This window comes from Rhodococcus sp. NPDC057135 (genome assembly GCF_042670865.1).
Taxonomy (GTDB): Bacteria; Actinomycetota; Actinomycetes; order Mycobacteriales; family Mycobacteriaceae; genus Rhodococcus_F.
The window spans coordinates 279,508-290,548 of record NZ_JBHUUU010000001.1 but is presented as its reverse complement, the minus strand read 5'-3'; the positions used below and the strand labels follow the sequence as shown (position 1 = coordinate 290,548).

Genomic DNA, 11,041 nt, shown 5'->3' with positions numbered 1-11,041 from the left:
CCGTCTGAGCCGACGCCGACGAACTCACAAACCCAGCACCAGCGGTGAAATCAGCCGTAACACTCTGCGCACCAGCAGCATCGAACGAATGCGACAAAGTCGCAACACCCGAAGCAACCGTCACCGGAGAACCGATCGCAGTGCCATTCGACTTGAACTGCACCGTACCGACAGCAGTGTTCGGAGCAACCGTCGCCGTCAGATCAACCGCCGTACCCGTAATCGCCGTAGCCGGAACCGACAACGACGTCGTCGTCTCCACATCCACTGGTACAGAATTGACAGTGATGGTGGCCAACGGGCCTGCGCCCGCGTTCAGGTTCGCATTTCCCTTTGCATCGCGCGGACTGCACCTGGTCGGCGCCCATTGCGTGCCACCAAGGAAACTGGCGCGGGCGAGCTGAGTATTGAAATTCTTGTCATCGCCGTAATTGGCGGCAGTGCCCGCCGTTCGAATAGTCGGTTGAATTACGCCCGATGCGCCTGCGACCATAGTCACGTCTATCGCAGGCAACCTGAACCAACTGTCGCCGTTGCTGTTTGTGCTGCCGTCCAAGTTCTTCTTGGTTTTGGGAGCTCGGATGCCACCCTCGCTGTTGGTGCTGTTGGCAGCACCGTTCCCAACCACCTGATTACTACCTGAAATTCGCAGGTAAGGACCGTTTGCATCCTCGACACCCGCATCACTGATTCGAATAACACTGGGCGCAACACCATCGAGGTTGAACGAAGTCCCCGCGACGATTGTCGCGCTGACGAAGGTCGCGTTGCTCGGTAGCGTGAAGTCGTTCTTCAAGCGCGACAGGTTCGTCGTCGTCGCACCTGAATCAGAGTTTGGGTAAGAGGATGCATTTGTCTGCATCCGGAAGGTGAATGTTTCTCCGGGAGAGACTGTTTCGGGAGCATCAACTGTAACGGAGCTGGTCGTCATCTTATCGACGGTGAGCACGGACTTCGCCTGACACGCAGTCTGAAAGGTCGTCGTAACAGGCGCCGCTGACGCGGGCGTGCCGACCAGCAGCATTCCGGCGACCATGGCGGTTCCGGTTATGGGCACGGCGAATCGCCGCAACTGAGAGATTTGGGGCATGGGCACTTCCTTCGGAAGGGCAAACATGAGCAGTGGATTCGGACAAAACGTGTGCGCGCCGTCACAACATAACGAAAAAACTAGTACGTGTACTACTTTTGGCAAGACGCTTGTCCAATTCACCCCGGACTCACCCTCACATCACCTGACGAGGGATGGAAAAGCAGGGTATGGAAACCCGATTGAACGCAAAACTATCGTCAAAGCGGCCCATCGACAACGCTTTTGGTGGTCAATTCGTCAATCGTCGGGAAAAAGTTGATTTTCCGTCAGTTCAGAAAAAGTTCCAAACCTACCAGTACGAAAGTACGAAAAGGGCCGCGACGGAGTCCGTCGCGGCCCTGATTGTGTTGGTTCAGCGTGTCAGCGAAGCACATCCGTGCCGACAAACGGCACCAATGCCTCGGGCACTCGCACCGAGCCGTCGGCCTGCTGATGGTTCTCGAGAATCGACACGATCCAGCGCGTCGTAGCCAAGGTGCCGTTGAGAGTGGCAGCCGTCTGCGGCTTGCCGTTCTCGTCGCGGTACCGAACTCCGAGGCGACGGGCCTGGAAGGTCGTGCAGTTGGACGTCGATGTCAGCTCGCGGTAGGTGCCCTGCGTCGGAACCCACGCTTCGCAGTCGAACTTACGCGCGGCCGAAGAACCGAGATCTCCGCCGGCGACGTCGATCACGCGGTACGGAACGTCGATGGCGGCCAACATGTCTCGCTCCCAGCCGAGAAGACGCTGGTGTTCGGCGTCGGCATCCTCGGGACGGCAGTACGTGAACATCTCGACCTTGTCGAACTGATGGACACGGATGATGCCGCGGGTGTCCTTGCCGTAGCTGCCGGCCTCACGGCGGAAGCACGAGGACCAACCGGCGTAGCGCTTCGGGCCTTCGTTCAGTTCGAGGATCTCGCCCGAGTGGTAGCCGGCCATCGGCACCTCGGAAGTTCCGACGAGGTACAGGTCGTCATCCTGCAGGTGGTAGATCTCGTCGGAGTGAGCACCGAGGAAGCCGGTACCGGCCATGATTTCCGGGCGCACGAGTACAGGCGGAATCATCATCGTGAAGCCGTTGGCGATCGCCTTCTGCGCGGCCAACTGCAGCAGTCCGAGCTGGAGCATGGCTCCGTAGCCGGTCATGAAGTAGAAGCGCGAACCCGAAACCTTGGCGCCGCGTTCCATGTCGATCAGGCCGAGCGACTCACCCAGTTCGAGGTGATCCTTCGGCTCGAAGTCGAACTTCGGAATCTCACCGACGTGTTCGAGCACGATGTAATCGTCCTCGCCACCGGCCGGCGCACCTTCTTGTACGACGTTGGAAATCGCGCGGTGTGCGGTGTCGAGCGCGGCCTGCGCCTCGTGCTGCGCGGCCTCGGCTTCCTTGACCTTTGCCGCCAGTTCCTTGGAACCCTCGAGCAGCGCCGGACGCTCCTCCGGAGATGCCTGTCCGACCTTCTTGCCGAAGGCCTTCTGCTCTGCGCGGAGGTTGTCTCCGGTCAGGACGGCAGCGCGTCGGGACGCGTCGGCTTCGAGCAGAGCATCGACCAGTCCTGGATCTTCTCCACGGGTGCGCTGCGACTCGCGGACGATTTCGGGGTTCTCACGGAGAAACTTGAGGTCAATCACGACTTCGAACTTTACCCACTCACCGCAGCTCGCCGACGCTCACGTCCACGTCGAAGAGGGGGAGATCACGATTCGAGCAGACTCAGGTAATCCTCGCGTCCGAACATCCGAGCCGCGTCGACGGCAGTCGGGTGTCCGCCTTTCGGGTCGGCTCCACCGTTCACCAGCGCTTTCACCACCGCATCCTCGCCCTTGAAGACGGCTCCGGCGAGTGGTGTCTGATTCTTGTCGTTGGGTCGGTTGACGTCGGCGCCGCGATCGATCAAGGCAACGACGGCGTCAGCGTGACCGTGATACGCCGCCAACATGACGAGCGTGTCGCCGCTCTCGTTGGTCAGATTGACGGGAACTCCGGCATCGACGTACGACGCCAGCCCGGCTGCGTCGCCGGTTCGTGCCATGTCGAAGAGCCGGCCCGCCAGCTCGACAGCCTCGGGATCGAGTGGGGTGTTTTCGCTCATGACTACAAAATACTCACAGACGCGATTGTGAGTTTTGTAGTGAAGGTTCGATATCGCCACGGCAACAGGCATGATGGAATCGATGTCCGAAGACAAGATCGAGAAGTCGCCAGATCCGGCAGATCCCCAGGGGGCGCCGGCGAAGAAAACTGTCTCCGCGAGTCGCACCCGTCGGGTCCTGGCTGCCGTCGCGGTGGGTGCGGTGGTCGCCGCGATCGCAACGATCGCGATTTCCGGTGGATTGAACAAGGACGACTCGTCCTCGGTCAGTGTCAGTGGCGGCGGTCCAGCAGCGACGGGCTCCGCTCGCGACGACGCTTTCACCGCGGCTGCGGCCGGCGACTGCCTCAACTGGACGCCTGCAACCGAGTCGGGCGGGGACCGCACGGACATGTCGAAGGTTCAGTGCGGAAGTGAGCATCGCTTCGAGGTCGCCGGTCCACTCGACCTGTCGGTGTTCCCCGGCGCCGAATTCGGCCCCGGTTCCCGGTACCCGGGCGCCCTTCGATTCGCCGAACTCCGCGACGAGCACTGCACACCCATCGTCATGTCCTACCTCGGTTCGAAATTCGATCCCAAGGGCAAGTTCAGCGTCGGCCTGATGTTCCCGAGCGAATCCGGTTGGGCCTCGGGCGAGCGCGCACTGCGTTGCGGCTTGCAGTTCTCGACGACGACCGGCGAACTACAACCGTTCGCGGGCCGCGTGGCGGATCAGGACCAGTCGAACGTGTGGGACGTCGGCACGTGCATCGGCATCAACCAGAACCTCCCGACCGATCCGGTCGACTGTGCGAAACCGCATGCATACGAAGTTATTTCGGTGATCGACCTCGGCACTCAGTTCCCCGGCGCGATGCCGTCGGTGGAAGATCAGGACCGCTATCTCGAAGGCGTCTGCACTCAGGCATCCAACGAGTACCTGGGTTCCGCAGACGCACTTCGCGACAAGACGCTGACGCTGTTCTGGGACAACATTTCACTGGAAAGCTGGTTGGCCGGTAGCCGCCGAGTCAATTGTTCGGTCGGCAAAGAGGTCGAAACCGGCGGGTTTGCCGCGATCACCGGAAGCGCCAAGGGCGAGATCCTGATCAACGGTGCCGCTCCGGTTCCGCCACCCGCTGCACCGGAAGGTCGGTCGTTGCCGACGCCGTTGCCCGGCGCAGCTCCGCCGTCGTAAGCCATGACGGTGACTATGACGCCCGACCGGTTCGAGGAACTGGTCGGCGAGGCACTAGATCTGATTCCGCCCGAACTTGCGAAGGCCATCGACAATGTCGTGGTGCTGGTCGAAGCACGTGACGAGGAAGAACCGGGGCTGCTCGGTTTGTATCAGGGCGTCGCTCTGACCGAGCGGGATTCTCATTACGGTGGCTATCTGCCGGACACGGTCACGATCTTCCGCGATTCGATCCTCGATATCTGTGCATCGGAGGACGAGGTTGTTCACGAGGTTGCAGTGACCGTCATCCACGAGATCGCGCATTACTTCGGCATCGAGGAAGACAGGTTGCACGAACTCGGCTGGGGATAGGGGCAAAGTCGTCCGATTTTGGGGGGAACCAAAAGCGACCGGCATGCATCAAACTAGGTGCGGGGGGATTTCGACGGCTGTGTGCACGACCTCCCGACCACTTATCCGCCCTGGTCAGGAAGGAGTTCGGCACTATGTACGTCGATCCTCAAGCCCTAGTTGCCGCCGCAATAGAACTCGAGTCTGCGGCGACGCGTTTGCGCGGAATCGTCTCCACTGCGCAGCCGACGCTGCGCGTCCTTCCGGCCGGGTCCGAAGAAGTCTCCGGTAGCGCGGCACATTACTTCAACACCATCTCGGGCAGCCTTGCCTCGTCCACCGATCGGGCAATCGAGGAGCTCACCGCGGCTGCGGCGGCTCTGCGCAAGAATGCAGCTGCCTACGAGCTCGAAGACCAGCTCACCAAGACCAGCCTGGCGGCCGCACCGATCTGATCGACAGCGATCGAACTCGACAACTTCGAACTCGGCAACTTCGAACTCGGCAACACAGTCACACTTCCTGGGGGGAAGAACAATGGTCGGCATCACGGGCGTCATCTGGTATCCGCGGGGCGCAGCACCCAACTCTGCAGCACTGGTCGCTGGGGCCGGGCCGGTCCCTCTCGGTGTGGCGGCCGGTGCTTGGTCCACCGTTTCGTCCGGACTTACCGACACCGCTGCGTCCATCTCTCGCGTGATGGCGGACCTTCGCACCGGGTGGTCAGGAGAAGCAGCCGATGCCGCGTTGAGCAAGTTCGCACCGTTCCAGGAATGGGCTGGTGCGGCCGCGCTGCTCGCGGGAGAAACTGCAGGTAAGGCCCAGGTGCAGTCCGGCTCGTACACGGTTGCCACCCTCGCCATGCCGTCCCTGCCCGAGATCGCAGCGGTTCAAGCGGCCAAGGTCGCCGCGTACTCCATCGGCGGGGCGCTGGTCGGCGGGGCCGCTGCAGCCGAGGCTGCCGAAGAAGCTCTCAAAATTCGAGCGGCGGTGACAATGGAAACGTACGACGCCGCAACGGCCCATCTGGCCGTGCAGCAGAACTTCGACTCACCACCGTCCATCGCGGAACCCACCGCTGGGGCATCCGCTTCGGCCGAAAGCCCAGGCAGCGCCGCTCGACAGTCCGTCGTGCACGCGGCATCCACACTCGCTGACGTAATCGCGGATCCTGTGCGCGCCGCAACCGCTGCTGTCGCATCTGTAGTTTCCAGCCCGGTATTTGCCGCCGCTGCCTCGCAGGCCGGTGCCATCGCCGGTGGAGCGGCGGCCGCCGCCGGGGCCACGACAACCGCAGTCACGGGCGCCACCAGTGCCGCATCAGCTCTCGCGACGGCAGGAGCAGGACTCACCGGACTGGGCGGCACAGGACTCGGCGGCGCAGGGCTGGGCGCTTCCGCACCGTCACTGTTCGGCTCCCCGTCTGCAGGCCGGGCACCGGCACAGGTCAGCGCAGCATCCGCGACTACCGGAGTCGGAACAAGTGCAGGCTCGTCGTCGAGCGGCAGCATCGGCCGGCACGCGCTTCCCGATCCCTCCACCGGCCAGAGCGCCGCACGCCAGAACCCCGTGACCTCGCCGGTTCAGGGCACCGCGGATACCGTCAGAGTGGATCCCGCCCGAACCGCAGGCGGATCTGCGCCGATCGCCGGCGGTCGTCATGCCGCCCAAGCGGAAGACGAGACCGAGCACGAGACACCCGATTATCTCAAGCACTTCGAGCACTTCGCCGACGGCCGGACGGTCATCCCTTCGGTGATCGGTGGCGCGCTTGAAACCGCAGAGCGTTGACTGTGGATCTCGGCACCTCACATGACGGCTGGAATTTGCCGGTCGTCACGGTGTCACAGGACGAAATCGACTATGTACGTGAGCGACTCGGTCTCGATGCGCTTCCCGTGGTTCTCGGTGGCGCGTCGGTCCACGGTAGTGCAAGCGCTCACCATACGGCGATGCAGTCCGCGGCAGATTCACTCTCCGAGCGCGATCTCCTCCCCGGTGGGGAGATCCATCACGAGCTCAGTGCCCGCCTGCGCGTCCTGACTCACCCCAAGTGGGAGTTGGCGCTGCGTCGACATGCCGGCGGAAGCATTTCACGCCTCTGCATCGCGCAGGGCGAATTCCTTTGTGTCGAAGCAACATCAACCGAATCTTCGTTTGCACTACGCAGTGTCACGTCCGAACCGGCCGTACCCGTGGTCACCGCGCTCGGCAGCGCCGAAGCAATGCCGATCGCCGTGATCAACGCACCGACCGAAATGCTGAGCCTGGCATTCGGCGCCGGCCCGGATGCCGACAGCGTGACCTCTGCCTTGATCAACGCCGGGATACCCGAAGACGAAGCGCACCAACTGGGTAGCGCAATCGTCACCTGTACCGCTTTCGCCGAATTGGTCGGAATACCACACAGTTTGGGAGCGACGACGCTCATGACCGGCGCAGTGACGGTGTACGACACCTTGGCCGGCCGGCTCGTGGGTTCGACCACTCGGGCTGCCGACGGCACCGAATGGACATCCATCAGTTCCGGAACATCCCATCGCCTTCGGCAAGCCGTGAACGCGCTGGTAACCGAACTCGAGGAATCGACGCCCGACACTTCCGGGTAACCTCGGGGCGTCCCTTCAACGCCCGGAGCCTTACTTCAGCATGCAGTTCTCGCGTCAACCGTCGTCACCGGGCGAACAAGGCTCGGTCGGCACGATCGATCGGCCGACCGAAGAACGGGCAACAACACCTCACCGACAAGATCTCAACGGCCTGCGTGGCCTTGCCATCGGTTTGGTGGTCGTGTTCCACGTGTGGTTCGGACGGGTGTCGGGCGGGGTGGATGTCTTCCTGGTTCTGTCCGGGTACTTCTTCGTCGGCTCACTGGTTCGACGCGCCGAATCCGGGGGCTCGTCGAACCCGCTCCCAGCACTTCGGCGAGTGTTTCTGCGGCTGTTCCCTCTGATCGCGGTGGTCAGCGTCTTGACTGCGATCGGCACCGCGCTGCTGTTGCCGCGGACGCGCTGGGCAGATCTGGGTGATCAACTGATCGCAGTGCTCGGCTTCTTCCAGAACTGGCAGCTCGCCAGCACCGCAAGCGATTACCTGGCCGCCGATGGTTCGGTCACTCCCCTGCAGCATCTCTGGTCGATGGCCGTGCAAGGTCAGTTCTATCTCCTGGCCATTGCACTCGTCTCGGTGATCGCCTACCTGGCTTCGCGCGTGAAACCGAACTACTTTCGACCCTCGCTCGCGGTCACCCTCTTCGTTCTGGCCGCCGGATCTTTCCTCTACGCGCTCGCCAAATCGTCACGCCATCAAGCTTGGGCGTACTACGACTCCGGTGCCAGGTTGTGGGAATTGGCTCTCGGTGGGCTGCTCGCGGTTCTGATGACCAGCACCCGCAGTCGGCAGATCGCGTCGTTGCCGTTCTCGATCCGGGCAACGATCGGTTGGGCGGGTCTTTCGTCGATCCTGTTGTGCGGCGTCGTTCTCGACGGCGCGGCGCAGTTTCCCGGCCCGTGGGCGCTGGTACCGGTGCTGGCAACTCTTGCGCTGATCCTGTCCGGAGTCGGCGACGACGCACCCTGGACGTCGCGGACGCTCGCCCATCCGGCTCTGACGTGGCTCGGCTCGTTCGCGTTCGCGCTGTACCTGATTCACTGGCCCATCCTGGTGTTTGCACTCGTGATCACCGGACGCCCCGAAGCCGGCCCGCTCGGCGGGGCACTGATCATCGCCCTCTCCGTCGCCGGGGCGCTCGCACTCCGGCGCCTGGTCGAGGTTCCGGTGGAGCGCGGAGGCCGCTCGCGCCGATTGACCGTTCTGGCTTGTGTCATCACCGCTGCCGTGGTCCTCGCCGCTTCGGTCGCTTGGCAGTCGTACGCGAGCAGCCAGACGACTGGCCAACGGGCGGTCGACACCCTCGACCTCCCTACCCATCCCGGCGCACTCGCACTCACGGACGGTGCCGATGTACCGAAGGCGTCGATGGTTCCCTCGATCTTCGATGCGCCGCTGGACCTTCCGGCCAGCACGCTCGACGGTTGTATCGCCGATTTTCTCGAGCGGGACGTCGTCCACTGCACCTACGGCGACGCCGATGCCGACAGAACCATCGCTCTCGCAGGCGGTTCGCACTCCGAACACTGGCTCACTGCGCTCGACGAACTCGGCAAGAGCCACGGGTTCCGCGTCGACACGTATCTGAAGATGGGCTGCCCGCTCACGATCGACTCCATGCAGACGTTGTCGGACAACGACTACCCGGATTGCGTCGACTGGTCGCGTGGAGTGCTGACCGAGTTGGCCGACGCCTCACCCGATTTCGTGTTCACGACGGCAACCAGGCCGAGTTCCGACGGTCCCGGCGACGTGACGCCGGACTCGTACGTGCACGTGTGGGAGGAACTGGGGCGCGACGGTATCGACGTGCTCGCCATTCGCGATACCCCGTGGTTGCATCACGACGGCGTCGCCTACCGCGCGATCGACTGTCTGGCGACCACCACGTCACCCGATCACTGCGCGATGCCACGGTCGGAGATGCTCAGCGACGTCAATCCGGCGCCGTCGGCAATTGTCGATCTGACCAACGTCCGGCTACTCGACCTCAGCGACGGCGTGTGCGGACCGGAGTTGTGCCGCGTCGTGGAGGGAAATGTGTTGATGTATCACGATTCCCACCACCTGACCGCCAGTTACGTGAGCACCCTGTCCGCCGAACTCGGGCGCCAACTGAGCGTCCAGACCGGCTGGTGGTGAAGCAGGCGGTCAGCCCATCACGTCGTCGGCACCGGGGATGAGCCGATGCTCGAACGGCGGATTCACAGCTCCCCAGCGCAGGCACTCCCAGCCGCCGTCGGCCGAGGGCAACAGTTCGACGGTCTCGGTGTTGGCCAGGTGGTTGTTGGCGGCGAACAGACCGGGGACACCGGCCAGTTGGGCGGCGACAAGACGGATCGCCGCACCATGACTGACCACGACGATGTCTCCGCCGTCGCGTGAGCCTTCGAGAAATTCTTCCCGCAACGCGTTGACCACGGGGACGTACCGTTCCAGCACGTCGTATCCCGTTTCGCCGCCGGGAATGCGGGCGCCGAGGTTCCCGGTGTGCCAGTGATGGAACGTCTCCATGAACAGTCGGTGCGCTGCTTCGTCGGTGCGATCCTCGAGATCCCCGGCCTGCACCTCGTGCAGTCCGTCCCGCACATCCAGGGAGACGCCGGCCGCCTGCTCCACGAAACCTGCTGTCTGCCGTGCACGCAACGCCAACGACGACACAAGTGCGAGGGGCGGGGCCGAGGCGAGGCCGATGCCCAACGTTTCGGCCTGCGCCAACCCTGCCGGCGTGAGTTTTGCTCCAGGCAAGGCGGTGTCGAGACGCTTGGCGACATTCGCCTCCGTCTGACCGTGCCGAACGAGGATGAGCCTTCCGGTCATCGTTCTCCCTCTCCCCGCTTGAGCTCGTCGATCCAGTTGATTGCTTCTTCGTCCGAAGGTGGTTGTGGCCCGGTCGAATTCGCTGTTGCCCACGATCCGAGGAAGCGGACTCCGGATTTGCGATGCAGTGCACGCATCGCTTCGGCCACCAACGAGTCCTCGATGTGCCCGACACAGTCCACGAAGAAGCGATAAGTACCCAATTCCGTTCGCATCGGCCGCGATTCGATCCGAGTCAGATCGATACCGCGAGCTGCGAATTCGGAGAGTGCACGTACCAGGGAGCCCGGAGCGTTGTCGAGGTGAAGCACCAGCGCGGTGCGATCGGCACCGGTCCGCGACGGAACCGGGGCCGGCTTGGTGACCAGCACGAAGCGTGTGCGGGCACCGCCCACATCGGCGACGTTGTCCGCGAGGCTGTCGAGTTCGAGCATCTGACCGGCCAGCGCCGTGGACACACCGGCGTCGACGGTTCCGGCCTGCACATCCAGGGCCGCACCGGCATTGGACGAGGCCAGCACTACCTCGGCTTGTGGAAGGTTCTCGGCGATCCATCCGCGGACCTGTGCGCCCGCATGTGGGTAGGCCCCGATCGTGCGGACCTGATCTGCGGTAGTCCCGGCCCGAACCAGGATGGAGAAGCTCACGTCCAGATCGGTTTCGGCCACGATCTGCAGCGGCGAACCGAGGGCCAGCGAATCGAGCGTCGGCGCTACGCCGCCTTCCACCGAGTTCTCGAAGGGAACCACGGCCCCGTCGACCGAACCCTCGCGAACCATGTCGAGCGTCGCCGGCGGACTTCCTGCCGGTACTCGCTCGACGGTTTCGCCGAACGCGCCCTCAGCCTCCAACTGGGCGAGAGCTATCTCCGTGAAGGTTCCCGACGGACCGAAATACGCGATTCTTGGCACGCCTACGAGATTACGCACCGAC

The 11,041-nt window shown here is 63.3% G+C and carries 11 protein-coding genes; 6 read left to right on the top strand and 5 right to left on the bottom strand.

Annotation, left to right across the window (positions count from 1 at the left end; translation table 11 throughout):
- From ACFT1A_RS01345 to ACFT1A_RS01335, 3 genes are all read right to left on the bottom strand, one after another.
- The coding region (locus ACFT1A_RS01345) for an Ig-like domain-containing protein (RefSeq protein WP_378445532.1) at positions 1–1,090 on the bottom strand (1,090 nt) is incomplete at its 3' end.
- A 363-nt stretch (positions 1,091–1,453) separates the two neighbouring features.
- Positions 1,454–2,707 carry a serine--tRNA ligase gene (serS, locus tag ACFT1A_RS01340; RefSeq protein ID WP_378445531.1) on the bottom strand — a complete coding sequence of 418 codons (1,254 nt, stop codon included), beginning with the start codon at positions 2,705–2,707 and terminating at the stop codon, positions 1,454–1,456.
- 65 nt (positions 2,708–2,772) lie between these two features.
- A complete protein-coding gene (locus ACFT1A_RS01335) occupies positions 2,773–3,168 on the bottom strand; it encodes an ankyrin repeat domain-containing protein (protein ID WP_230816040.1) in 396 nt (131 codons plus the stop codon).
- Between the two features lie 70 nt (positions 3,169–3,238).
- On the opposite strand from ACFT1A_RS01335, the gene ACFT1A_RS01330 reads away from it, so the two are divergent.
- The 6 genes from ACFT1A_RS01330 to ACFT1A_RS01305 all read left to right on the top strand — a co-directional run bounded on the left by ACFT1A_RS01330 (position 3,239) and on the right by ACFT1A_RS01305 (position 9,430).
- The gene (locus ACFT1A_RS01330; RefSeq protein ID WP_378445530.1) at positions 3,239–4,345 is read left to right on the top strand and encodes a septum formation family protein; all 1,107 of its coding nucleotides are present in this window, start codon (positions 3,239–3,241) and stop codon (positions 4,343–4,345) included.
- 3 nt (positions 4,346–4,348) lie between these two features.
- The gene (locus ACFT1A_RS01325) at positions 4,349–4,699 is read left to right on the top strand and encodes a metallopeptidase family protein (protein WP_007736028.1); all 351 of its coding nucleotides are present in this window, start codon (positions 4,349–4,351) and stop codon (positions 4,697–4,699) included.
- Between the two features lie 134 nt (positions 4,700–4,833).
- Complete coding sequence (locus ACFT1A_RS01320; RefSeq protein ID WP_378445529.1) at positions 4,834–5,133, top strand: PE family protein; 300 nt, start codon at positions 4,834–4,836, stop codon at positions 5,131–5,133.
- Positions 5,134–5,215: 82 nt separating this feature from the next.
- Positions 5,216–6,469, top strand: coding sequence for a PPE domain-containing protein (locus ACFT1A_RS01315; protein WP_378445528.1), 1,254 nt, complete (start codon positions 5,216–5,218; stop codon positions 6,467–6,469).
- 50 nt (positions 6,470–6,519) lie between these two features.
- The gene (locus ACFT1A_RS01310) at positions 6,520–7,287 is read left to right on the top strand and encodes an ESX secretion-associated protein EspG (RefSeq protein ID WP_378445527.1); all 768 of its coding nucleotides are present in this window, start codon (positions 6,520–6,522) and stop codon (positions 7,285–7,287) included.
- Between the two features lie 40 nt (positions 7,288–7,327).
- Complete coding sequence (locus ACFT1A_RS01305; protein ID WP_378445526.1) at positions 7,328–9,430, top strand: acyltransferase family protein; 2,103 nt, start codon at positions 7,328–7,330, stop codon at positions 9,428–9,430.
- A 9-nt stretch (positions 9,431–9,439) separates the two neighbouring features.
- On the opposite strand, the gene ACFT1A_RS01300 is transcribed toward ACFT1A_RS01305, so the two are convergent.
- Positions 9,440–10,108 carry a histidine phosphatase family protein gene (locus ACFT1A_RS01300; RefSeq protein ID WP_378445525.1) on the bottom strand — a complete coding sequence of 223 codons (669 nt, stop codon included), beginning with the start codon at positions 10,106–10,108 and terminating at the stop codon, positions 9,440–9,442.
- The gene (gene pheA, locus ACFT1A_RS01295) at positions 10,105–11,019 is read right to left on the bottom strand and encodes a prephenate dehydratase (protein WP_378445524.1); all 915 of its coding nucleotides are present in this window, start codon (positions 11,017–11,019) and stop codon (positions 10,105–10,107) included. Before pheA ends, ACFT1A_RS01300 begins: the two co-directional genes overlap by 4 nt.
- Between the last annotated feature and the right edge of the window lie 22 nt (positions 11,020–11,041).

What these genes read in the sequence shown, in the direction of transcription:
- ACFT1A_RS01325 (WP_007736028.1), top strand. Translation starts at nt 4,349, where the DNA reads ATGACGGTGACTATGACGCCCGACCGGTTCGAGGAACTGGTCGGCGAG.
- ACFT1A_RS01315 (WP_378445528.1), top strand. Translation starts at nt 5,216, where the DNA reads ATGGTCGGCATCACGGGCGTCATCTGGTATCCGCGGGGCGCAGCACCC.
- ACFT1A_RS01305 (WP_378445526.1), top strand. Translation starts at nt 7,328, where the DNA reads ATGCAGTTCTCGCGTCAACCGTCGTCACCGGGCGAACAAGGCTCGGTC.
- ACFT1A_RS01335 (WP_230816040.1), bottom strand. Translation starts at nt 3,168, where the DNA reads ATGAGCGAAAACACCCCACTCGATCCCGAGGCTGTCGAGCTGGCGGGC.
- ACFT1A_RS01320 (WP_378445529.1), top strand. Translation starts at nt 4,834, where the DNA reads ATGTACGTCGATCCTCAAGCCCTAGTTGCCGCCGCAATAGAACTCGAG.
- ACFT1A_RS01330 (WP_378445530.1), top strand. Translation starts at nt 3,239, where the DNA reads ATGATGGAATCGATGTCCGAAGACAAGATCGAGAAGTCGCCAGATCCG.
- ACFT1A_RS01300 (WP_378445525.1), bottom strand. Translation starts at nt 10,108, where the DNA reads ATGACCGGAAGGCTCATCCTCGTTCGGCACGGTCAGACGGAGGCGAAT.